Annotated in this window: 16 protein-coding genes; 7 read left to right on the top strand and 9 right to left on the bottom strand. The window is 54.1% G+C overall.

Going from position 1 to position 23,432, the window contains the following annotated elements:
- Window positions 1-651 precede the first annotated feature (651 nt).
- The 5 genes from accB to thiE all read left to right on the top strand — a co-directional run bounded on the left by accB (window position 652) and on the right by thiE (window position 4,421).
- The gene (gene accB, locus JIN87_RS13715) at window positions 652-1,122 is read left to right on the top strand and encodes an acetyl-CoA carboxylase biotin carboxyl carrier protein (RefSeq protein ID WP_200356140.1); all 471 of its coding nucleotides are present in this window, start codon (window positions 652-654) and stop codon (window positions 1,120-1,122) included.
- Window positions 1,123-1,213: 91 nt separating this feature from the next.
- Window positions 1,214-2,569 (top strand): acetyl-CoA carboxylase biotin carboxylase subunit, encoded by a 1,356-nt coding sequence (accC, locus tag JIN87_RS13710; RefSeq protein ID WP_200356139.1) that lies wholly within the window; start codon window positions 1,214-1,216, stop codon window positions 2,567-2,569.
- Window positions 2,570-2,695: 126 nt separating this feature from the next.
- Entirely contained in the window at window positions 2,696-3,133 is a 438-nt protein-coding gene (locus JIN87_RS13705; protein ID WP_200356138.1) for an Asp23/Gls24 family envelope stress response protein, read from the top strand.
- Between the two features lie 23 nt (window positions 3,134-3,156).
- Window positions 3,157-3,702: an Asp23/Gls24 family envelope stress response protein gene (locus tag JIN87_RS13700; RefSeq protein WP_200356137.1), complete on the top strand. Its 546-nt coding sequence runs from the start codon at window positions 3,157-3,159 to the stop codon at window positions 3,700-3,702.
- A 62-nt stretch (window positions 3,703-3,764) separates the two neighbouring features.
- Complete coding sequence (gene thiE / locus JIN87_RS13695) at window positions 3,765-4,421, top strand: thiamine phosphate synthase (protein WP_200356136.1); 657 nt, start codon at window positions 3,765-3,767, stop codon at window positions 4,419-4,421.
- Here the strand turns inward: thiE and JIN87_RS13690 are convergent.
- On the bottom strand, window positions 4,418-7,867 hold the full coding sequence (locus tag JIN87_RS13690; RefSeq protein ID WP_200356135.1) for a hypothetical protein: 3,450 nt from the start codon (window positions 7,865-7,867) through the stop codon (window positions 4,418-4,420). The genes thiE and JIN87_RS13690 overlap by 4 nt on opposite strands.
- A 339-nt stretch (window positions 7,868-8,206) precedes the next feature.
- On the opposite strand from JIN87_RS13690, the gene JIN87_RS13685 reads away from it, so the two are divergent.
- Entirely contained in the window at window positions 8,207-9,262 is a 1,056-nt protein-coding gene (locus JIN87_RS13685; RefSeq protein WP_200356134.1) for a LacI family DNA-binding transcriptional regulator, read from the top strand.
- Window positions 9,263-9,277: 15 nt separating this feature from the next.
- Here the strand turns inward: JIN87_RS13685 and JIN87_RS13680 are convergent, their stop codons facing one another.
- The 3 genes from JIN87_RS13680 to JIN87_RS13670 all read right to left on the bottom strand — a co-directional run bounded on the left by JIN87_RS13680 (window position 9,278) and on the right by JIN87_RS13670 (window position 14,993).
- Entirely contained in the window at window positions 9,278-10,510 is a 1,233-nt protein-coding gene (locus tag JIN87_RS13680) for an IPT/TIG domain-containing protein (RefSeq protein WP_200356133.1), read from the bottom strand.
- A gap of 11 nt (window positions 10,511-10,521) precedes the next feature.
- Window positions 10,522-11,907, bottom strand: coding sequence for an MFS transporter (locus JIN87_RS13675; protein WP_200356132.1), 1,386 nt, complete (start codon window positions 11,905-11,907; stop codon window positions 10,522-10,524).
- A gap of 179 nt (window positions 11,908-12,086) precedes the next feature.
- Entirely contained in the window at window positions 12,087-14,993 is a 2,907-nt protein-coding gene (locus JIN87_RS13670; RefSeq protein ID WP_200356131.1) for a TonB-dependent siderophore receptor, read from the bottom strand.
- Between the two features lie 240 nt (window positions 14,994-15,233).
- On the opposite strand from JIN87_RS13670, the gene JIN87_RS13665 reads away from it, so the two are divergent.
- A complete protein-coding gene (locus tag JIN87_RS13665) occupies window positions 15,234-17,045 on the top strand; it encodes a family 16 glycosylhydrolase (RefSeq protein ID WP_200356130.1) in 1,812 nt (603 codons plus the stop codon).
- A gap of 220 nt (window positions 17,046-17,265) precedes the next feature.
- Here JIN87_RS13665 and JIN87_RS13660 read toward each other — a convergent pair whose 3' ends face one another.
- The 5 genes from JIN87_RS13660 to JIN87_RS13640 all read right to left on the bottom strand — a co-directional run bounded on the left by JIN87_RS13660 (window position 17,266) and on the right by JIN87_RS13640 (window position 23,266).
- Window positions 17,266-17,733: an aminoacyl-tRNA deacylase gene (locus JIN87_RS13660; protein WP_200356129.1), complete on the bottom strand. Its 468-nt coding sequence runs from the start codon at window positions 17,731-17,733 to the stop codon at window positions 17,266-17,268.
- Between the two features lie 273 nt (window positions 17,734-18,006).
- Window positions 18,007-19,584: an outer membrane protein assembly factor BamB family protein gene (locus JIN87_RS13655; RefSeq protein ID WP_200356128.1), complete on the bottom strand. Its 1,578-nt coding sequence runs from the start codon at window positions 19,582-19,584 to the stop codon at window positions 18,007-18,009.
- Between the two features lie 3 nt (window positions 19,585-19,587).
- Window positions 19,588-21,012, bottom strand: coding sequence for a sensor histidine kinase (locus JIN87_RS13650; protein WP_200356127.1), 1,425 nt, complete (start codon window positions 21,010-21,012; stop codon window positions 19,588-19,590).
- A 52-nt stretch (window positions 21,013-21,064) separates the two neighbouring features.
- Window positions 21,065-22,297, bottom strand: a complete 1,233-nt coding sequence (locus tag JIN87_RS13645) for a hypothetical protein (protein WP_200356126.1) — start codon at window positions 22,295-22,297, stop codon at window positions 21,065-21,067.
- Between the two features lie 102 nt (window positions 22,298-22,399).
- Window positions 22,400-23,266, bottom strand: coding sequence for a hypothetical protein (locus tag JIN87_RS13640; RefSeq protein WP_200356125.1), 867 nt, complete (start codon window positions 23,264-23,266; stop codon window positions 22,400-22,402).
- Window positions 23,267-23,432: the final 166 nt, after the last annotated feature.

The raw sequence follows: 23,432 nt of genomic DNA, 5'->3' as shown, positions 1-23,432 counted from the left end.
CCACTCAAAACTCAAACCTCTCGTCAAGCGGTTAATCGATTTTCTTTTCAGATCCTCGAAGCGACCAGCTTGGCTTCGGATGACTTTTAATGAACGGAGGCCGAACACTGCCTTTTTCGATTCGCGAATCAAGCCCTTTTTTGAACTTTCTTCAGAGTTTATAGATTTCTAAAATCCAGCCACCTAGCATCGCGAATTTCAAAGAACAGAGGGACGCAAAATGCGTTTTAGAACCTTCGAATCAAGAAGTATTTTCAACTTATTTTCTCGAAGGAAACAAAGCGACCAACCGCTCAAAGATGAGCTATGAAAAGAACAGAAGAGCCGGCACTCTGCGCCGTCGCTTCCCTTAATCAAGCAGTTTTTCAAAAAAGTTTCCGCAGAGCGTATCAAATCACTCAAACTGGCCTTAGATAGCACCTAAGCCACTCCTTTTCTAATAACACGAATAAGCGCCGCAAAGAAATAGACCTATTATATATAGTTGCGCTCCCTTCCTTTCAAAAGCCATTCGCACTCGCCAAACAGCATTTTTTCAACACATTCGCCCCAACTGCAACTAACACCCATTCAACTAGATAGTTGCATGTTTGGCAAAAGGTCGTAACAGACCGAGCCTCCTTTGAAATTGAACAATCAACCCTCAGAGTTTTGGACATCAAAGAAATCAAGCAAATCGTCGACCTAATGAAGCGGTCTGACCTGACTGAATTCGCTGTTGAAGAAGAGAACTTCAAGCTGCAGATCAAACGCGCGACCGAAACGCAGGCTCAACCCCAGATTGTAAGCTACGCAGCCCCGGCTCCGGCTGCTCCGGCTCCCGCAGCTCCCGCAGCCCCGGCGACGCCCGCACCAGCCGCCCCCACCGCGCCAGCTGCCGACGACAATGCGACTTACGTCACCTCCCCAATGGTGGGTACTTTCTACTCAGCTCCGTCTCCAGACAGCCCGGCATTCGCCAAGGTTGGCGATTCCGTAAAGGAAGACAGCGTCGTCTGCATCATCGAAGCGATGAAGATCATGAACGAAATCCAAGCTGAAGTGAGCGGCAAGATCGCGGAAGTCCTCGTCGAAAACGGACAGCCAGTAGAGTTCGGCCAAAAGCTCTTCCGCCTCGCCTAAACTACGATCGGGCACAAGCGCCCTCCCCCTTAATAGAGTCGAGCCTGCAGGGTTCGGCTCGCAATATTTTCCCACCAAACACCTTTCGCAAATGGAGAAAGTACTAATCGCAAACCGCGGTGAAATCGCCCTTCGCATCGTTCGCGCCTGCCGCGAAATGGGCATCAAGACACTTGCAGTCTATTCGGAGGCCGACATCGAGTCCCTTCACGTTCAACTCGCCGACGAAGCGATCTGCATCGGACCAGCAGCGGGACCAGAGAGCTATCTCAAAGCCGACCGCATTCTCAGTGCCGCAGAAATAGCGGACGTAGACGGCATCCACCCCGGATACGGCTTCCTCGCGGAAAACGCCGACTTCGCCGAACAATGCGAATCCTGCAACATCAAGTTCATTGGCCCATCCGCAGAATCCATACGCAAGATGGGCGACAAAGCGGTAGCCAAAGAAACCGTGAAGGAAGTTGGCGTACCCGTCTGCGGTGGTAGCGACGGCACAGTCGAATCCGAGGATGAAGCGGTTAAGATCGCTAGCGAAGTAGGCTACCCTGTAATGATCAAGGCCGTGGCTGGCGGCGGCGGAAAGGGCCTTCGTATCGCGCGCAACGACATTTCTCTCCGCAAGGAGTTCATCATGGCTCGCAGCGAGGCAGAAAAAGCCTTCGGCAATGGCGAGGTTCTCATCGAGAAGTACATCGAGAACCCACGCCACATCGAGTTCCAAGTTCTCGCCGACCAACACGGCAACGTAGTTCACCTCGGCGAACGCGACTGCTCTATCCAGCGTCGCCACCAAAAGCTCATCGAAGAAGCCCCCTCCCCCTTCGTAAGCGAAGACCTTCGCAAGCGCATGGGCGAAGCCGCCGTAGCAGCCACCAAGGCGGCCAACTACGAAGGCGCAGGGACGATCGAGTTCCTCGTGGATCCCGATGGAAACTTCTACTTCCTCGAGATGAACACGCGTATCCAAGTGGAGCATCCCGTCACAGAGGAAGTGACTGGAATCGACCTCATCAAACAACAGCTGCTTGTCGCGCAAGGCGAGAAACTCGCCTTCAAACAAGAGGACATCAAGATCACCAAGCATGCCATTGAGTGTCGCATCAATGCAGAGGATCCCGCTCGCAACTTCATCCCGAGCCCTGGCACAATCGACCTCTACTACGCTCCAGGCGGCCATGGCGTTCGCGTCGACTCCCATTGCTACGGAGGATACAAGATCCCCCCCTACTACGACAGCATGATCGGCAAGCTCATCACCTACGGAGCTACCAGAGAGATCGCGAGCCAGCGAATGTACCGAGCCCTTAGCGAATACCTCATTCGCGGCATCAAAACCACAATCCCCCTCCAAAAGGCGATTGTCAGCGACCCCGACTTCCTCGCAGGCAAAGCGACCACCAAGTTCATGGAAGACTTCGCTGAGCGAAATCCAAAACTCGACTAGCTTATTTTCCAGCCAAGTTCCTCATAGGGATTTACATACAACCCCGCAACAGATAGGAACTTTTCTAAACTAATCGCGACACAGTTCTGTTAAGCGTTACCCAAACCATAGAAATAGCTTCACACAATGGAACAACAAGAACCAACCATCGAGATCGGCGACGATCAGGACGGAACTCTCGGCCAAATCAAGGTCAACCACACCGTGGTCGCTACTATCGTCAAGATGGCTGCCACTAGCGTAAAGGGCGTCGTCGGCGTAGGCGGCAGCTTCATCGAAAACGTATCCGCCCTCTTCTCCAGCAAGGATTACGACAAGGGAGTCCGCGTTTCAGAAGACGAAGGCGGCAACTACCTCATCGAGCTCCGCGTTCACATGGAATACGGAGTCGAACTCGCCAAAACCGCCGAAAACCTCCAGCTCATCGTCGGAAAGCAAGTGACCAACATGACTGGCAAAACGGTCGGCGCAGTCGACGTCGTCATCGAAGGCGTCAAGATGCCAGAGGAAGTGGAAGCCGCCAAGAAGTCGGCGGACTCCGAAAACGCTACTCTCTCAGAGTAGCGCCCTGCTCTGAAAACCAGTAAATGGAGCCCTTAGATTCAGCAGTAGAATTCTTCACCCAGCTTACCCCCGTACAAATCGGGGTAGCTATTGTAGCGTTCGCCTTTCTGCTGATCGGGCTCCGTCTGATCTTCAAAAAACCGCCCGCGCACCTCACCGCATTCAGTGGCGACGCAGGAAGCGTGCTGGTTTCACGAAAAGCTCTGCAAGAGCTCGTTCGCTCAGCGTGCTTGCTCGATGAATGGGTCGAAGCGGCGAGGCCCGTCATTCGCGTTAAGAACAACAAAGTCACGGCCTTGGTAGAGCTCCGCCTCACCCGGCCAGACAACCTCAAGGCTGTTTGCGAACGCGTGCAGGAACACATCACCGCTCTTCTCCAAAAATCCCTTAGCTTTGATCAGATCGGCGAAATTCAGATCGTCGTGAAAAGCTTCAGCAACGAGGCTGCAGACCTCCCGGATCCCGCAGATTCCGAACCGGAAGCCACCTCACAGCTCCTCTCTGGCAATTCCTCCGTCAATCTTCCTCCCGCCGACGCAGAAGAGGAAAAGCAAACGCCAAAAGCATAAACCATCCGCATCCTCGCCGGTTTTGTTAGACAAATCCGGAGCAAAGGCCAAAACGCCTCCACATGCTCCCGATCGACAAGATTTCCTTCTACGGCATCCTAGACACCGGCTACGTCACCCCAGAGGCGTGGACAGATAAATACCAAGCCCTCGCAGCGGGAGGAGCAGGCATCATTCAAATCCGCGCCAAGGGATCCACCGCCGAGCAACGCCTACGGCTCACCGAACAAATCCTCGCCCTACGCGAAGCACTCGACACTCCCCTCAGCGAGCAGCCCCACCTCGTCATCAACGACGACATCGACCTCTGTCTACGCTTTCCAGGCCTTGGCCTGCACGTCGGACAAGACGACCTCCCAGCCAAGGAAGCCCGCCAACGCCTTGGCCCAGACCGGATCCTAGGACTCTCCACCCATTCGCCCGATCAGGCAGAAAGGGCGATCGCGCTAGGCTCGGATACACTCTCCTACTTCGCAGTCGGACCAGTCTTCGCAACACAGACAAAGCCCACCTACACACCTGTAGGGCTCGAGCTCGTCCGCTACGTAGCGAAGCTAGCCCCCCAGCTCCCTTACTTCTGCATCGGCGGAATCAACCGCGGCAACATCAACCAAGTGAAGCAAGCCGGAGCGAAACGGATCGTCACAGTATCGGACGTTCTCTGCGACGCCGACACCAACGCCGCAGTCCAACAAAGTATCAAGCTAGTCGAAGCTTAAAGCAGAGCATCTTCAGGAATAACAAATTCCACCCGACGCACGCGTCCCTTTCGCTCAAAAACCGCAGAGCTATCCGACACCGACAGACCACAGCCTGAACTCTGTTGCTGAGCGCCATCAGTGAACGAAACACAAGTCGACTTGCTAGCCCCAATGGTAAGCACGATCGGAGTCTGACAAATGCTAAACGCCATCTGACCTGCCTCAAGAGAGAGCGTTCGGTTCGCACCTGAAACGTCCAGATATTCGAATTCCGCACTCGAATCCAGAAATTCACTACGCTTGAGAAGAATGGGGCGAAGCAAAATACGCCCCTCTTCCACTTCGAGCCCAAGCTCCGCCCAGCGCACAAGCACGTCCTCCTTCACTTGTCCCGTCATTCCTGGCTGCTGAGCCCGAGCATGCGCAGGCGTGTGCGAATAAGCATCGGTCGGAAACGCCCCATACTCCTGCGGCGTCTTATCCAAGCCCAGCCCCAGCAACGTCTCGAAATACGCAAGCTCCAAGGCCTCCCGATCACGTTCGTCTGCATCCGCGTGAGCCTGACAATTCTCCTGGATCGCCAAAACGAGCTTCGACACCATATGCCAATAGACGCTCCCAAGGCCTTCGTAGGCAAAGAAAGTACCGCTGCGGCCCGTGAAGCGACGGTGATCGAACACGCCCTCGAACACAGCTACGGCCTCCTCAAGAGATTCAGACTCCGAATCTAACGCGTACTCGCCCTGAAGCCCCTCCCAAGCAGCGACCAAATCGCCACTATTGCGAAACGCCCCATTGAAACGGCAAACGCCATCAACATCTCGGTACAAAATTCGGCCGTCGCCACGCTCAAGCATTTGCGCAAACACAGGAAAACGCTCCACATCCCCTTCCGCGATTACGTTCTTCTCTAGAAAACTCGGCAATTCACGATCTGGATACAAAAGATAGCTTTGAACATCTTCCCGATACAACTCGCTCTCACGGAGCCCTTCCACCAACTCTCGAGCCTCGCTCGCTTTTAGCCTGCCCGAGCTTAAAGCAGCAACCTGCCCCTCAAGCATCACTTGCAAACGATCAATATCAACCTGCTCTCCGGCAAGCTGCAGCAAATTATAAGAGTGGAACAAACCATCCGAACGACGATTCGAGTCGATAGAAGCCCCCACAAAACGAAGAGCCAAGCCCACGAAAGACTTGAGATTCTCCTTCGACACGCGACATACACCAGCGCCCAGCTCGCGAGAATACACCTTCTCACGATAGCTCTCACCAGCAACGCCAAGCTCTTTCAACATTCCAAATCGAGCTTCCGCAGTGAACCCCCGCTCCAAGTCATCCGCGAAACGGTTAAACACACCCGTTTGCGTTTCCAGGAACTCAGCCAACGCAGCGTCAAACTCGAACACGCCTCCGTCCGGCATCCGATCAACCAAACGCTCAAGCAACTCCAGATACCGATTCGTGTAACACAAAGTCACGACCGATATGCCATACCCCACCAGAGCGTTATTCGCATCGTTCCACTCGGGACGCTGCGTGTTCATCCAAATCCCTCCATCCGGGACAAAATTCGAAACCTTCGCCAACAAGGGCACCAGCAGCTTCTCCAACAAGTTGGCACGCACCACCTGTCCCTCTCTATCAAGCAACAACTTACCATCCGCGCCCTCTTTCGAAGCAGCCTCGAGCAGTCGCTCCGATGCCTCATCGTCATAGTCCACGCTATTTCTCGGATCCTCAAGAATCTGCTCGAACGAGCGAATCCGATAAGGAACGTGAGCATGAACAAAGACCTTTTCCGCAAGCTTTTGGTCCAGAGCACCCGGCTGGAAACGGTCCATCGCCTCAAGGAGCTTCAACAGATAAGCGATTTGGTGATCTCCCCAATATCCAATGTTCGACCAAGCTTCGTCAGGCTCGATCGTCTCCCAATCGAATCCGGAGTTCGATACGCGGTACGGATTGTAGCCATCGGCTGTGGACGCGTTCAGGAAACGCGAAACCATTCCCTCCAAGTAGCCAGGATATGAATACCCGAGCGGTTCCCAATTCTGAAAGATGTCACGCCAATTTCCCTGGTAAGCCAAAACTGGCTGTCCTTGGGCATCAACTGTCTCGATCGAGAACTTGTTCCAAGGACGACTCGGGTCCCCATGCCTGCGGCTGAACGTCAAAGGCAAATACTCGCCAGCCAAACGGACCAGATCCGGGCTATCTTTCGTCGCCGTCCACTCCAGCAACTTCTGTCGCGAGACACTCACTCCAAGCCCACGCAACTCGTCTTCGAACGCACCGGCCATCGAGCGGTTCATCGACTTTAAATAACGCACGAACTCATCGACCTCGATTTCGTATCCATTCACGAATACGCCTCCACGCATCACGTTGAACATAGTGTTCGAGAAGTGACGCGCGTCCCGAGCTCGATCCGCAGTCAATTGCACTCCATCCGCAGAAGCCACCTTCGACCAAACGCCATCCCGATTCGCCTCCACTTCCGCACGTACCTCCCTCAGAAGAGCCGGTGCATCCGCCAACTTCCGTCGCAAGGCGACGACCTTGCCAGCATCGCAATTAATATCTGCAACAATATTCCAGGAGTCGATTTCCCCAGCACCCAAGCTCTTCTCCAACTGGACAAGATAAGCTCCACGCTGGGCTCGCAGGTCAAACTCGCTATTCAACGGTTCCCCCGCGCAGAAACGCTCAATCTGCCGAGAACTTAAGAGCACGGAACTCGCTTTCGCATCGGGCGACCAGGCAACAGTCGCCTTCAAGCCCTCGCTCGGCTCAGCCCTGTCCGTCGGAATCGAGCTAAGGTAATAAAGCGCTAAGCCGACATCGCTCAAAAGCTCGTTCTTCTTATATGCGTCCGCCAGGTTGCTAAACTGGTTCATGAACGCCTGATCCAGGCCATAAGGCACCAAATTTTGGATACCGTCTAAAATGCGAAGCTCAACAGCACCTTCCCCAAGATTCTCCACGCTCGCCTTCCTCACGAACCCAAAGCTCTCGCTAAAGCTCCACTCGTAACGAAAACGCAGCTGAAGATCCACACGCTCCTCCTCGAAGATCACGCGCGTTCCAACAACACTCTTGTACAGCCTCCGCACGCAACACTCGCCCGCTTCGTCCTTCGATACCGGTTCCCAAAGAACCTTCTGCCCCCCCCTCTCAACCCATATTTTACTGACGCTACCCGTCGTCTCAGCCAATTCGAAAAGCTTGTCTTGAGTGTAGTATGGAAAAAGCGAGTTATCAGCATCCTTTCGCCCAGCGGTCAGAGCTCCGTTGCTTCCGATAAACATCCAATGATCCGTGGAACTCACCACATTCATCAAAAACGGATCCATCTCACCCACATTGTCGATCCGAAGAAAAGACTCTCCGTCAATCTCCACGAATCCATTGATACCATGCTGGGCTCCCAGCGCCTTTTCTTCCAAAACGTCTACACTCATAGCCAATAAGTTTCTGTCTCTTTGATTCTAGTTATCAGATCCGCCACCACCGGTTTCGGCGTGCGATCCACCTTAAAAAGCCCCCAGCACTTTCCTGCCTCTAGGAGGGATCACCTCTCAAACAAGATCACAAGGTGCACTTTAATGCAATCACAAATCATAATCCTAGGGTCGAAACGAGCGATCTTGACTATGATTCAACAGTTAGGGGACACGGTCTAACCGCGCTTTTGAATTGCATTATTTTGCAGGTTATCAAGACTTTAGTTTAATCCAAATAACGCCTTTTACATTGCTCGCTGATCAGGCGACCTCAAGCTACGAAAATACTCGAAATCGATGTCCAAATTGAATCAGAAGCTAATCGCCGACCAGCTAAACCTATCCCGAACCACCGTTTCGCGTTGCTTCACCAACCACCCGAAGATCAATCCGGAGACACGCGCTAAAGTATTCCGACTTGCCGCGGAAATGGGCTATTCTTACTCCGCCCAACGCTCCGGCAACAACGCGAAACTCTCGGATAGAAGAAAGCTCTCCGTAATCGTGGGCATGAGCGAGGAACGCCTGTCCGAAGACGACCACAAGACTGCCGAAGAGCTGTTTACCGGCATCAACGAAAAAGCCGCCATCGAGAAGCTAGAAGTCGAAGCCTTCTACGTCGACCCAACCTCTTTTCTACCCCAACCACGAGCACGCCAAATCGTGAAAGGCGTAAGCTGCCTCGACTGGAAAGGCGCCATCTTGATCTATCCCCTCAAGGAAGAAGCCGTGCGCAACGTCATGTCCAAATTCCCCACCGTCTCCGTTCTCGAAGACTACGACGATTGCGACGTCGATTGCATCCTACCTGACCAGATCCGTGGCATCTCTCGCATGATGCAACACCTAGTAGAGCTAGGGCATAAGCGCATCGGTTTTCTCACCTGGAAATACCCAGTCCACACCCCATGGGTAGAGCGCCGCTTCGGAGCCTACGCCGAAAACCTCTACCGCTTCGGTCTGGAGCTAAATACGGATTTCATCCTCAACCTTCGCCCCGACGAGCAACTCCCGCTCGACCAACTCTACCGCAAAGCAGCCCAGCTCACTCGCGAACAAGGCGTCACCGCCTGGGTCTGCGGAGCAGATCACCAAGCTTACGACTTGCTGAAAAACTTCCAGGACTTCGGGATCTCAGTCCCAGGCGAATGCTCGATCACCGGATTCGACGGCACCCCCCCTCCTGAAGGCATGCCCCAGTTAACCTCCCTACGCATCCCGTTCCGCGACATCGGAATCTCGGCGGTCAGCTCTCTGATCCGCAAGATCGACCATCCAAACACTAGCCGGCGAAACGTACAGGTATCAGGCGAATTCGTAGAGGGCGAAACCTCCGCTCCTCCATCCCACTAGGACACACGCGCCTCGCTATTCTACGCGGAAAGGAAAGTTGGCAGTCGCAATTGTTTGATCCGCGCCCTGCACTTTCAGAAACAAACGGTAGTCTCCAGCTTCAGCTGGAACACGGAAAACGATCTCGGTCGCCGAAACCCAAGTGATCCGGCACTCGACAAGACAGGGGGCCGCCTCCGTGTCCCCTCCCACACGCTTGTCCGTGCTTTCTTCGGCCACAGCCCAATGAACATCAGCCTCGCTGATTGAGCCGCGTTCCAGATCGAAATCAGCACGTACCTCCTCGCCCCTTTCAAAAACGAGGCTCTTCCACGATAAGCAACCTTTGATGTGGATCGGAGAGATCCGCGGGCAAACCGTTTTCTCAGCCTTCCCCGTCCATCGCGCTTCGATCGCGCCGACTGCTTCCGTCTCCCGTCCCTCGGCATCAAAAACACCATACCAGGTTGGAGTTCTCTCCTGCTTGCAGCCCCATAGGAAGAGGTAGCTACCGAGGCATTGCTCATGCGCCTCTCCCAGCCTCCGATAACGCCGCCGAACCTGCTTGGCCTTCTCGGTAGAAGTGGGCTCAATTTCAGCCCCCCACTCCGTCTTAGGCACTTCCCAATGCCCATCCCAGCCCCACTCAGTAACAAGGTAAGGAAAATTCCATCCCGCCCGGTCCAGCTTTCCTTGGACCTGCTCGAGATCTCCATAGGAATTGAAACAAACGAGATCAATCGACGGGCAAAACTCCTCGATGCAACGCAAGGCATCAACATTCACCGAAGCCAACACCGTCATAACTGGATGGAGAGAGTCCACCTCCTTGATAAAGGAGGCCACCTCTTCAACCGCCTGCCAGACGCTACAGTCAGCCTGCACTCCGAGCTCCAGCTCGTTACCCACTCCCCACATCAACAAACACGGCTGGTCGCGCAAGGAGAGGACCTGCTCTTTGATCAACTCAAACTGCTTAGCACGCCCCTCTTCCTCGTTGTAATCGAACCCCAGCCTCGGAGGCACCAGCCACAATCCCGCGCAGAGCGTAAGCCCCCAACGTCGAATCTCCGGCAAGGCAGCCTCGGTTTGATCCATCCCCCAAGTCCTCACCGAGTTTCCACCCACTTCAACCAGCCTCTCCAAGTGCTGGTAGCCGGCCGCACCCTTTACCCAGAAAGGACGTCCATCACGTAAAAGCGAATATGCTCCGCGCTCATTCTTGCGAATTTCAACTTTTACCGGACCAACATTTTCAAGGAGAGACATTCCGAATCAAATTATCCCGCCACAGCTCCGCGGCGTTTATTAAGTTCCGTATCTATTTCTTGGACACGCTTGTCGTTTAGCGGATAAAAAAGCGTCGCTAACGCTGCAGCGAGAGTAAGCACTCCCGGGAACACAGTGAAGAGAAGGCGAATTCCCAGCAGGGAACTCTCGGACTGCTCCGCCCCTGCAGCATAACCAAACCAACCTAGGATCCAGCCAGCCAAACCCGCACCGATCGCGAGCCCCATCTTTTGAGAAAACAGGAGTCCGGAGAAAACCAGACCAGTCGTACGACGGCCAAACTTCCACTCTCCGTAATCCGCTACGTCGGCATACATGGACCAGACGATCGCAGGAGTCGGCCCCACGATGATCGTGCCGATGAACCCAACAATGATCATTAGCCAATACTGATCAGGTCCGATCAGGAACATGCCGAGCATGAACAGACCATTCAAACCGGTGAGCCAAACCATCAAGGTCCGCTTATCAAATACTTCCGTCAGAGGTTTAGTAAGAAGAGTTCCGACCAACATACCCAATCCCCCCGACAACCACGCAATGGATGTACGATCAAAAATCCAGAACACCATTTTATCAGAGTCGTTGATGTAATACTTCACATAAAAGTAAGTCGCCCCGCCACGAACACCAACGTTCGTCAGAGTCAGTACAGCAACAACCACCAAAGCGATCCATGCGGAATTCCTAAAAACCACGCCAAGATCAGTGCTAAAGTTCACTTGCTGATCAGCCGCTGGCTCCACCCGCTCCTTCGTTGTCAGAAAAGTTATGAACCAGAGGATCACTGACGCCGCCGCAAACAAAGCCATAGTCCGCTGATAACCGAGCCCCTCATCACCTCCGCCCAGCAAATCCCTCAACGGGATAACAAAAGCCGATATCAAAAGCTGAGCTCCAAACGCGCAAACAAAGCGATAGGTCGAAACCATCGTCCTCTCCGAGGAATCAGGAGAAATAACCCCCAAGAGCGAAGAGTACGTTACATTGATAACCGTGTACGCCAGCATCATCAAGCTGTAGGTGAAATACGCATACACGAGCTTCCCGCTATCCGACAAATCCGGATTTGCAAACATCGCGTAGCCGATCACTCCGAACGGAACCGCAGTCCACAAAATGTAAGGGCGAAACTTGCCCCATCGCGTCTTAGTCCGATCCGCAATCATTCCCATGATCGGGTCCGTAAACGCGTCGAATAGCTTAGTGACCAAAAACATGGTCCCCACCGCCGTCGCCGTCAGGCCAAACACGTCCGTGTAATAGCCGAGCAACAGAATATTGAAGGTATGGAAGAAAAAATTGGAGGCGGTATCGCCCAATCCATAGCCTAATTTTTCGGATACGCGTAGTTTCTCTGGGGTACTTTGAGTCATCAAGTAAAACCAATAGCGCCTCAACGCCTAGTTGCGAGCGGTTAGAGCGAGTTTGATCCACCGCGGACCAACTCACTCTCGCTCGTTGAGCGTCCTTCGACGCTCTCACAATACATTCTAAAAAAGAGCGGCGCCGACAGAACTTCCCTCCCTGCCGACGCCGCTACAACTACCAATGATTACAGATCGATACCAAACTGGAGGCGATACGAGAGAGGCTTCGCGTAGAGATAACCATACGCATCCTGGTCATCGAGCACGTTGTACACGTTCAGCTGCAAATGAGCGTTACGCTCGCCGACCGTGAATTCGTACTTAGCCATGGCGTCGATGTTCAAACGTGTATCCGTCTCGAGAACGACGCGCTCTCCATTCGAATCCGTGACGAGCTGACCAGCTCCGTCTGTGATACCTGAGAAGTATTCGCGTTGGCTTTCCCACTGGAAGCCCATGCCGAACGAAAGTCCTGCAAACTTGCCGTCAGCAATGCGGTAGTTACCCCATCCGCTCACAGCATGTAGAGGCGTGTCATCTTGCTTTTCACCCGCACCGTAGCCACGACCCTGCCAGGTAGACGTGTCGTCCGCATTAAGGAACTGATCTTCCAAGCTGTATCCAGAAAGACCCCACGCACCATCTGGGAAGTACCAGACTGCCCACTTGTCAACGCCACCTGAACCCCATTCGTACTCTGGGAACGCTCCAGCATTAACCACGGTACGCTTGGTTTGCGCATAGTTCAGCACGAACTGCATCTGGTCGGTTGGAGCAAAGTTCAACTGAGCTTCGTAACCCGATGACTCCTGGTCGCCACTGAGGTAAGCATTGACCCCATTAGCCGCCGCAAAGTCCTCGGTCGCATTGTTGGTATTGTCGTCCTGGTTGTACAACCAACCTGGCCATCCTGGATTCGTGGTCTTGGACGCGTTGAATACCGCATCCATGTAAGCAGCACCATCCGCTTCAGAAGCATTCAAGTACCAGGTATCATCAAGCTGATACGCTGCTCCAGAATTGACAGCCGCATTCCATTGAGGCTCAGCAACAGTGAAGGCACCGTTTCTCCACTCCGCCTCAACAGTCGGATTGAAGTCGGATACGTTGTAGATGATGTCAGAGTTCGGATCAAAGTTGCCCTTCGAAGGAGCGGGAGCCCACCAGTAGAAGATCGGTGTACCCGTCTGCTCGATACGGTACGCGCTAACCGTGCCGCTCAACTTACCTTCAATCAGGTCGAACTTGATACCGACCTCTTCACTTTCAGCGGTAACCGCATCCATCGGATTTCCGTAGACGTCGAGATTGCCGTCGAAGTTCGGCATGATCCCTTCAGCCATCAAGGCGTAGACCGAGATACGATCGGTTACCTCGAAGCTAACACCAATCTGGGACGTGTCCTTATCCCTTGGTCCGGAACCAGTGTTGGAGATGTCTCCATTGCGGAAATTCTGGAACTCGTTACGGAGATCGTTTCTGTCGCGACGCATACCAGCTACCGCCGTGAGGCGATCGTTGAGCCACTTGCCTTGATAGACCACATAGGTGCCCTGGTTCCAAGAAGTAGAGAGAGAGCTGTTGATGTCTTCCATCGGCGGAGCCGCAGTTCCGTCGCCATTTTCGCCGAAGCGCATCGGCGACGAGTCTGTTGGGTCCCAGTAGAAGAACTCATTCTCCATGGTTCCCCGTATATACTGATCGTTCTCAGAACGCTCTTCCGAACGACCGAACAAGAAGCTATTTTTCAATGCGAAACGCTCGCTATCAGGGAACAGGTCGAAGTTGTAGTTCAATTCCACGCGCACTTGCTCGCGGTCTACCTCCTCTGTCCGATCCGTCCAGCTACCTTGGAAGATCGCATCCGTCACTTCGCCGAAGATGAACTCCGCATCTCCATTCTCAACGCTAGCGGGGATCACCGTGATCGTGTTACGCAGGTGTTCAGGACCTACGTTATTTGTAACACCTCCACCCACATCGCGGGACTCGAACTCCACGTTAGAGACGTTGTACCCCATCAAGAAGTTCAAGTTCTCCGAGAAGCTGTGAGTCAATTGAAGACGAATGTTGCTAGACTCCGTATCCAAGTAAGTGTCCTCTCCGCTCCAACGCATGGTGCGGATGTCCTTGTCCGGAAACTGCAAAAAGCCTGCACGTTCAAGGCGGTCCTGCTGATTCGCTGTATCGCTACTGCTCAAGTCACCACGAGCGCGAACACTCTGGAAGCCGATAGCGTCCTTTTCTTCCTCACCATACTCCAGGTCGATCGTCACCTCCGTCTTCTCAGTCGGACGGAAGGTGAAAATTGGAGAGATGAATGTACGATCGTTTTCGGCGAACTCAGTGTAGCTGCCATTTTCCTCGTACACCGCAGTTACATAGTATCCAAAATTCCATGCATTATCCAAGGTGTCGCCCGTCTCATAGACAGCACGGTAGTGCTCGTCATTGCCCAATGCGAGCGTGACGTGCTGCACCCTTTCGGAAGGCGGGGTCTTCGGCAGGTAGTTCACGATACCGCCAAAGTTTCCGATTCCGTAAAGCAAAGCAGCCGGTCCACGAATCACTTCCACACGACCAATGTTGGCCGCGTCAGTAGAGAACTGACGGCGGTAACCATCGCGCAAGGTCGCGTCCGTAATAAAGCCACGAACCTTGTAGGAAGTCTGAGTCTTGTTGCTGGTCGCGCCCTCCGGATTGTGTACGCCACCGATTGTATTAAAGCTGTTGCCCGCTCCCGCATCATTCTGAGAGGTCATGAGCATACCAGCGCTGTAAGCAAGCGACTCGCGCAAATCCGTCGAGCCCGTGTCCTTGATGAACTCGTCAGTGATAACCTCGATCGGCATCGGCAAGTCCTTAATGGCCGCGTTCAGACGCGTGCCAGAGATCGTGTTTGTAGCGCGGTAGCCGCTGTCCTCAGAAGCGTCTACCTTAAAGGGTGATAGCTCGAAAACCTCATCCTCTTCCTCAGTCTGCGCCAGTCCTGACTGCGCAGCGATCGCCGCTGAGAGTCCCATAGCGAAAACGCCTAGCGGGGACTTTATCGACGGTAGCAATGTATGCTGACTCGTTTGTTTGATATTCATAACTTCAGTCTAGTTTGTAGGGTACAAATGTTATCGGAGCGCGGCTCTCAATAGGAGCCGGCGAATCTCCACCGTTTGCAAAAAACAGAGCGGTCACGAAGCCGTTGGGGCCGGTATCACAGCAGATGATTGGAACGCTCTGGGGTATTTAAGGTGCAATTTAGCACAACTCTTACTTGCGTCAACAACGAATTGCACCATTGTGCACCTTAATACAAAACCCAAGAGGAGGACCTGAATATGTTAAAGATCACCCCATCTGGACTAGTCCTAGCCGCCCTGCTCAGCCTTGGCGCGCCCCCCCAGCTCCACTCCGCCGAAACAGGTGAATGGCAGCTCGTGTGGGCCGACGAATTCGAGACCGACGGCTCTCCCAATCCTCAATTCTGGGACTACGAACAAGGTTACATAAGAAACAACGAACTCCAATACTACACGGCGAATCGGAGCGAAAATTGCCGAGTCGAAAATGGTTCACTTATAATAGAGGCGCGTCGCGACAACTTCGAAGGTCGTTCAGTCACCTCCGCCAGCCTCACGACCCGCCGCTCCGCAAGCTGGACCTACGGCAGGATCGAAGTACGGGCTCAACTCGCCCCCGGACGCGGCACCTGGCCCGCCATCTGGATGCTCGGCGACAACATCGACGAAGTGGGCTGGCCCCACTGCGGAGAGATCGATATCATGGAGTTCGTAGGATACGATCCAAACACCGTCCACGGCACAATCCATACCACCGCCTACAACCACATCCAGAACACCGAGCGAAACGGACACCTGGAGTTCGACGATCTCACCACCGCTATGCACGTCTACTCGGTCGAGTGGGAAGCGGACGAAATGCGATTCTACGTCGACGACCAACTCTACTTCACCTTTCAAAACGACGGGCAAAACAACGACGCCACATGGCCTTTCCACCGCCCCCAACATCTCAAGCTCAACCTCGCTATCGGCGGCGATTGGGGTGGAGCCCAAGGAGTGGACAGCTCCATCTACCCGACCCAATTTCTCGTCGACTACGTCCGAGTCTACCAACGCAAACAGTCGCCCCCCTATTCGGTAAATTTAAACGCCTCCGGTCCCGGCATCGTCGAAATCCATCCCGCAAAAGAACACTACCAAGACGGCGAAGTCGTTACCCTAGTCGCCGATCCAGATCTGGGAATGCGCCTGGGCAAATGGAAAAACGCCCAGCTAGAACGCCAATTAGAAACCCAGATCGTCGTAAACCGGTCCCTCGATATTACAGCCGACTTTGTCGATCCCAACGCCCTGAATCGCAACTCGGACTTTTCCAGTTCCCTGTCAGGCTGGTACAACTACATCGATAGCTCGGCGACCGCCTCCATCACTCAATCCCCCGCAGGCGAAGCCAAGATTGCAATCAGCAAGGCAGGCTCCCAGCACTGGCACGTCCAATTCGGACAAGGCAACCTCTCCCTCGAAAACGGAAAACGCTACGAGCTCAGCTTCGACGCAAAAACCGAAAGCGGATCCCTCTCCCTCATTGCCGCTCTCGCCATGAACGCCGAGCCCTACACCACCTATAGCGAGAAAACCTTCCAGCTGGATACAAACACCCAACGCCATACACTCGAGTTCACCCACACGTCCTCAAGCAATCCCAACTCCCGCATCGAGTTTCGACTCGGGCAAGCCAACGGGACCGCATTGCTCGACAACGTCCAACTCCGCTCGCTAGACGATGAAGCCCTCACCGCCTACGAAGCCTGGAAACGCGACAACGGCATTCGCCCCAATCAAGACGCTCTCGACCCAGATTCCGACTCCCGCCCAAACATCCTGGAATACCTTTGGCAAAGCTCCCCCACTCAGAGCGACCCTCGCCGCCCCAGCCTCGCCGCCCATGCGGCCTCGGCAGGCCTCCAAATTTCGCCTGCTAACTTCCCTGCCACCCTCGAACAGCAACAAGGCATCGCAACCAGCCTCGAGCACTCCCAAGACCTCCAAATCTGGAACGACGGCGAAAATCCAAGCGCCAGATTCCACCGACTCAAGGTTATCGCCGCTCCTCCGATCGACGACTAGAGCCCTTTTCTTTTGAACAGTCGCACTTCACTTCAGGCATCTTAAAGTGGGAAGCGGCCTTGTGCCGCGATTCTCAGCGCCTAAACAAAAGAAAAATGCTCTAATACCCCACTCGCTCGAAAAAGAGCCCTTTCAAAAACCACAAGACGCTACGCTTCTTCGGCGTAGCGTCTTTCATTTGCATCAATCCCTCGCCAAGCGAGAGAACAGAAACGCGTCCTCAATCCATCACCGCAAACGGCAACATCTCAGGCTCTACCAGCCATTCGAAATCGTCGTAAGACATGCGGATCAATTCCGTGTGAGTGCCAGCCGAGAAGAAGATGTAGTCATCCTCAGCAAGCTCAGGAGCGACGTAGACCTTCAAACCATAAAGGTTTCCGAACGGCGGAATCGCCCCCAAGTCGCAACCAGGGAACTTGTCCACAAACTCGTCCTCGGTCGCCAAGACAACTTTCTTAGAGCCGACAATCTCCGCCATAAAGCCAAGATCCACGTGCTCAGAAGCCGGCAAAACCGCCAACGCTAGATCGTCGTCAAGCTTGACGACAACCGTCTTCGCCAAATCCCATCCAGAGACATGGGCTCGCGCCGCTACCTCCTGGGCAGTGTACGCTGGCGAGTGAGTGATTCTCTGATACTTGATCCGGTGCAGGTCAAGATACTCAGTTATTCGAGCGATAGGCATAACGCTCACCTCCATTTTTATGATTCAGACTCCCGCTCCACCCGAGTTTTGGGGAACGAAAGCCACGCCTTTGAGGGGCATGTACGTGGGGTAGATGTGATCCGAACTTAGACTAAACGCCGACGCAATTAGCAAACGCCATCTCGCCAGCGGCGATGCTTAAACAGTAGCCAAATCGCAAGAAAAGTCGAGCCGCCCAGCCCCTCGCTCCCAAACAATTCCATAAGGCGCGGAGCCATAGTAGTTTCGCTACTGACCAAATCAGAACACTTGCTAGTCGCAGGCCATTCGCAGACGGAAAAGCGTCGCTGCGGGCAATCCAGTCGGCAGCACCAACCGCACCCGCTCATACCACCCATCCCCCAACAAGTCGGCATTTACAAGCTCCTGCCCGATCCCTTCCAAACCCATCAAATCCTCCCACTCGCCCCACTCGACCGAGTACTCCAAAACGAAAGACACCTCCGAGTCTCCAAGCACTCGATCGTGCTCCAGCCAAAGCCGATCCACCCCTTCGATACGCTCGACCCCCGAAGTCAACCCCACCCGATCAAACTCCGCCGGATCCCCACCAACCAAATACTCAAGAGCCAGAGGATACCCATCCTCCTCCGCGTCAAAACAAGGATCCGCAAAAACGCCCTCCAACCCCAGTTCGCCAATCCACTCGCCAAAACGGGCAGACAACACAGATACCTCGTAAGGCTCCTTCAGGCTTCTATTTTCTCGGCCGCCACCATAGCGATGCCACGAGCTCAACGCGGGCTCAGCGTCCGCCTCGATAACGTAGAGCGCTCCATCGTAACAACCGTAAATCACGCGCCCCAAGTGATCGATAACCGGCGGCGAATCGATGTAATCGACCACCAAGTGATCCCAAACCAAGTCGCCGCCATCCTCCAAAACGTTAAGGGAGCTAACCCCATTCCCCACATAACTGCCCAAATAAACCCGCCCCTTCGAATCCACTGCCGGAGTCGAAAAGAAAACGTCGCCCACAAAGCTCTCCCAGATCGGAACACCAAAGCGATCCAAAGCGTACACGGTCCCAGAACGGCTGGCCAAAATAAGCTCTCCGTTATTCCCAATCACCACTCCAGTATCCACCTTCTCCAGCGTATCAAACTCCCAATCAAGTTCACCTTCCGGAGTCACCGCATAGCAGTAGCCATCCGCAGACCCGAAGTAGATCTCGCCATTTTCGCCAATCGCAATCGGACCGGCGATTCTCGAATCGTTGTCTTCCACCGGCTCGCGGGCCGCGAAGGTCCATCGCAATTCTCCGTCACCAGTGAACGAATACAAATTCCCATCATACGCGCCGACGTAGACATGCCCGTCCTCAGAAACCGCGGGAGACGAATCCAGCTCCGCCCCAACAAAATAAAACCATCTCAGCTCCCCGGTCGAATCTACGGAGTAGAAGAACCCATCCGACGAACCGAAATAAAGGTTCCCCTCATCGTCCAATGCCGGCGACGCCGTGATCAAGCTCCCTGCAGTAAACGTCCACAACACCGCCCCGCTATCGGTCGCGAGAGCATACAGCTTATTGTCCCACGAACCGGCGTACACAACGCTCTCATCCTTGCTCAAAGCAGGCGAAGAGTCGACCCAGTCGCCTGTCGACACGATCCACTTTTCACTGCCATCCGAATTCAAAGCGTATACATTGCCACTCCGACTACCAAAAAAAACACTGCCGTCGGACGCGACGGCAGCTGAACCAAAGATCTCTGCACCCGTTTCGTAGCTCCAGGAAACATCACCTACTTTCGCCCGGACCGATAAACCGAGCAGCGGCAAAACCGAAGCCACCAGCAATTGCAACGCACGCAAACGGACTCCCATCGTCTAGTCCACCCCCTCCAAAAAGCTCTCTTCCGTCGGAAACTCCAGCTCGAAAACCGCCCCTTCACCCGTATCCAAAAGTCGAAGACTTCCACCCAGATGCTTCGCCAGCTGGGAGCTGATGGTTAATCCGATGCCCGCGCCTCCACTCTTGCCGCTCGTCACGGGCGAGAAGAGCTGTCCCTTCATCTCCTCAGGCACCCCTTTACCAGAATCCTCGACTCTCACACTCGCGTTCGGGCCCGCACACGAAAACGTCACTCCCACCCGACCGGACTCAGGAGTCGCCTCGATCGCGTTTTGAACCAAATTACTGACGATCAAAGTCACAATATTGCTTACCCGGCTATCCATCTTCACGCCGCCTTCGCCCGAAACCGAGAACACTATTCCCTGCTCCTCGGCCACCCGAGTGAATCGAGATTCCAACACCCGAAACAACTCGCCCGACTCCATCTCGTAGCTCAAACCCGTGCTAGAGTCCTGCAACACGCCAATCACTTCCTGCACCATACGTTGCATCCGATCGGCCGCCTCGCTAGCCCCCTTCCACTCTTCCTCATCCAGCTCGACCTCCCCCGAACGCCCCGCGCTCACCACCTCACGCAACCCCGCAAGCGGATTCTTAAGCCCGTGTATCAAGTGAGCGGTTACAGATCCAACCGCTGAAGTACGCGCCAGCATCGCCAGCTCCGAGTTCGCCTTGGTGAGTCGATCCGCATGCCTCAACACCCGCGCGTTCGCTTCGCTAAGCCGCTTCCAAGCGACCCAGAAGATCAGCAGCACCAACGCCCCGCCAATCCCAACCGCGATGCTCGCCTGCCTGACCAACTGAAGATCAAGCATCGAAAACTGCTTCGCCAACGCGCTTCCATCCATCAAGTAACGAGCAGTACCATAGTCCGTGTTTCCGTCAGAGCTGACCAGCGACAAATAAATATCCGACACAGCAACACGACGGTCCGACGAGAAATCGACATCCGCAAAATCCGACAACCAAAGCTCATCGGAAAACACCGTGTGACGCCCTTCCTCCTCAAGTCCATGCGTTATCGATTCCGCAACCGAGTGGCCTACGAGCAATTCTGAGGAGCTCTGCCTCAATTCCCCCGCCTCGTCAAAATACTGAACTGCAAAGACCCCATCAAGCGTCGCCGTCTCCAAAAGAGCCGACCAAAGCTCAACTTCACCCAGCGATTCGAACTCGAAAACCAGCTCCGCATCCGCTTCCGCCTGCTCGATCTCGTTTCGTACCAGCAGATTCAATACATGAGAATCCACATCCAACATCTGAAGCCGGATGTCGTTTCTCACGGAAAAAGTCACCAAAACAACAACCGTCGAAAAAACGAGCAACAACCCCAGCATCACCCCAAGACCGATCATTTTGGACTTACCCAAAAGACCGCTCCTGGCTGGCTGATTCATCTCGCTCTCCTTCCGCATGCGTTATCTATTCCTCGTCTAATACTCTCTAAGGTTAAGCATCACCCGCGCTGTTGATTCTAAAGCCGAACATCGCCCCGCTTGTCTGGTACGAGAAGCCAGTCCCATTGGATTGCTTATCAGCCCCCTGATACCTAAAAAAGAACTCCAACCCACTTTTTAGTCGGCGCACTCCCTCGACATCCCAACGCCACGCCTCGTCGCTTCTCGTTTCCTCCGATAAAATCGAAACCAAACGCTCAGCGTAGTCCACCTCCTCGTAGGAAACCGAGAGGCGAACATCCCATCCGAGGTAAGCGAGATCGACGCTCTGCCGTAGCTGCCAGCGCTCACGTTCATAGTAGTCACCCAGCGCGTCATCCTCGCTTTCAAAGCTCGCTCGCGTCACGGTCCGCTTCAGGAAGCCGTCAGAAAACGCATACCGCCACTCACCCATGCCAAACAAGCCGGTGACCTCAAGTAAAGGGGCATCCACCAAGCTGCCAACCGAAAGACGCTCGAGGCGCTCCTCATAGTCCTCCCGGTATCCAGTCAAACTGACATGCATCTCTCCGTTTCGACCGACCTCTGCCAAATAAGCCACGCTTCCAGTGTAGTCATCATAGTCCTCGCTCTCTTGCCCATACCGAGAATATCCACGCAAGAGATCGATTCGCAATTCATCGCCCCGAGAGCTTTCCCGCATCAAGCTCACGCCCAGCTCCGGCCTCCATGTACGCATCAGAGCCGCATCAGTCTCGAAGTCATTTACCGACGCATCGAAAGCCTGCTCCGTATAGATCCCATCGAACCTGGCAGCGACCTTCCATCTCTCACTCAAACTCGATGTCGCTGAAGTCTGAAGCAGAGCAAGCGTCTCCGCATCAATCCCTGGCACATCGTCGCAGTACTTGTATTCTCCATACAAGAGAGCCACAAGCTCAGGCCAACCATTTCCCTCGGTTCCAAAGCCGAACAGATCCCCCTCCACAGAACTGTAGAAGGAGTCGACACCACCCTCCTCGGAAAGCAGAACGTTTTCCTTCCAACCAACCCCACCGGCAAGGGAAGCGTCCATTTCCCACAACCTCATACCTCCGATCAGAAAACGATCTTCCGTATCCAAATCCCGTGACGCAGCTCTATCTGCATCTAGCCCCAAATCATCTGCGTCCCCATCCAGCAACGCATCCAGCCACTCATCATCATCAAGCAAAACATCCCCTTGCCCATTTAGGACAAGAGGAAGCGAGATGAAATAGACTAGAAACAGTAAAGTACGGGGCATTTAGAGGGGATTAACTTTGAGGCAATCTGGCGCGGCCGGAACCCACTCCAACCGCGCCATCTCCTTTTAAACGGCTACGTCCCAAAACGAGCCGCGTTCCCATTAACCTTCAGGACGACGATCGCCAGTTTGGCCGTCCCGAACCTCGTCAATGACTTGGCGGCGGCGTTCTTTGATTTCGTCGTGAAGTTCCTTAAGCTCATCCAGCAGGTCCTTTCGATACTGCTCACGTTCGCGGCGACTCATCCCTCGCATATCTTCGTGCGCTTCCTGCTTGCGCTGCCTTAGCTCATCGCGAAGCACATTCATGTCGCTCCGCAAAGTCTGGAGTTCCTCAGGCAAAGGCTCCCGAGCGGAAACGGTTCGATCGCGGTTGTCGCGAATCAACTGCCGTACCGCGACCGCCAATTCCTTTTGCTTAGCTACCAGATCCGCGTTCGCCTCATCAAAACGTCGGCGGGCAGCGTTGACTTCCTTACGAGTCGCATCCTCCCCCAGTTCAGCTTTTACAGCCTTCCATGCCTCATCCAGCTCGCTCTGCACTCCCTGATATTCCTGATACAGCGTTCTCGCTTCCTCGCTCCATTCGGATTCATCGATCGCCCTTCTGGCACCGTCCCGCAATTGATTCATAACCGAGATCCGCAGCTCGCGGCTCGCTTCGATCTGTTCCGCGTAATCACTTTGGAATGCCTCTCTCGCCTCCCGGATCTCCGATGTGGTCGCTCCCTTCTCCGGACGGTACTCGTTCACCCACGCCCTCCGGATCTCCTCTTGCGAGACTCGAAGAGCGATAATGTCTTGCTTCACGCCTTCAGGAGCGGAATCCGGATTTTTCAAAACCCGGGACAGCAAACGCTTGTGATGAGCCCCAGACTCCTTCTCCCCGATCTGCGAAAAGGCAGGCGACGCCAAGCCGATCGCCGAGACGATCAACGCGTATGCCAGTATCTTTTCTAGTAATTTCATTGTGCTACTTTCGACTTGTTTGGTTAGTGGCGACTAGGACCTACCTTTGCATAGCTCATGCCAAACGGAAGACAAAGCTCCTTCGCGTTGATAGACATAAACTTACACGATTTTCACCCGTTTTACGAAAATTGAGAAGATAATAGTTGGGAAATAAGTCCCAGAC

The sequence above is a fragment of the Pelagicoccus mobilis genome (assembly GCF_016595505.1).
Classification (GTDB): Bacteria; Verrucomicrobiota; Verrucomicrobiia; order Opitutales; family Opitutaceae; genus Pelagicoccus; species Pelagicoccus mobilis.
The sequence above is the reverse complement of the archived record's forward strand: the minus strand, read 5'-3'. Positions and strand labels throughout refer to the sequence as shown.

Coding starts and splice junctions, on each gene's coding strand:
- accC (WP_200356139.1), top strand. CDS start 1,214: ATGGAGAAAGTACTAATCGCAAACCGCGGTGAAATCGCCCTTCGCATC.
- JIN87_RS13705 (WP_200356138.1), top strand. CDS start 2,696: ATGGAACAACAAGAACCAACCATCGAGATCGGCGACGATCAGGACGGA.
- JIN87_RS13700 (WP_200356137.1), top strand. CDS start 3,157: ATGGAGCCCTTAGATTCAGCAGTAGAATTCTTCACCCAGCTTACCCCC.
- thiE (WP_200356136.1), top strand. CDS start 3,765: ATGCTCCCGATCGACAAGATTTCCTTCTACGGCATCCTAGACACCGGC.
- JIN87_RS13690 (WP_200356135.1), bottom strand. CDS start 7,867: ATGAGTGTAGACGTTTTGGAAGAAAAGGCGCTGGGAGCCCAGCATGGT.
- JIN87_RS13685 (WP_200356134.1), top strand. CDS start 8,207: ATGTCCAAATTGAATCAGAAGCTAATCGCCGACCAGCTAAACCTATCC.
- JIN87_RS13680 (WP_200356133.1), bottom strand. CDS start 10,510: ATGTCTCTCCTTGAAAATGTTGGTCCGGTAAAAGTTGAAATTCGCAAG.
- JIN87_RS13675 (WP_200356132.1), bottom strand. CDS start 11,907: ATGACTCAAAGTACCCCAGAGAAACTACGCGTATCCGAAAAATTAGGC.
- JIN87_RS13670 (WP_200356131.1), bottom strand. CDS start 14,993: ATGAATATCAAACAAACGAGTCAGCATACATTGCTACCGTCGATAAAG.
- JIN87_RS13665 (WP_200356130.1), top strand. CDS start 15,234: ATGTTAAAGATCACCCCATCTGGACTAGTCCTAGCCGCCCTGCTCAGC.
- JIN87_RS13660 (WP_200356129.1), bottom strand. CDS start 17,733: ATGCCTATCGCTCGAATAACTGAGTATCTTGACCTGCACCGGATCAAG.
- JIN87_RS13655 (WP_200356128.1), bottom strand. CDS start 19,584: ATGGGAGTCCGTTTGCGTGCGTTGCAATTGCTGGTGGCTTCGGTTTTG.
- JIN87_RS13650 (WP_200356127.1), bottom strand. CDS start 21,012: ATGAATCAGCCAGCCAGGAGCGGTCTTTTGGGTAAGTCCAAAATGATC.
- JIN87_RS13645 (WP_200356126.1), bottom strand. CDS start 22,297: ATGCCCCGTACTTTACTGTTTCTAGTCTATTTCATCTCGCTTCCTCTT.
- JIN87_RS13640 (WP_200356125.1), bottom strand. CDS start 23,266: ATGAAATTACTAGAAAAGATACTGGCATACGCGTTGATCGTCTCGGCG.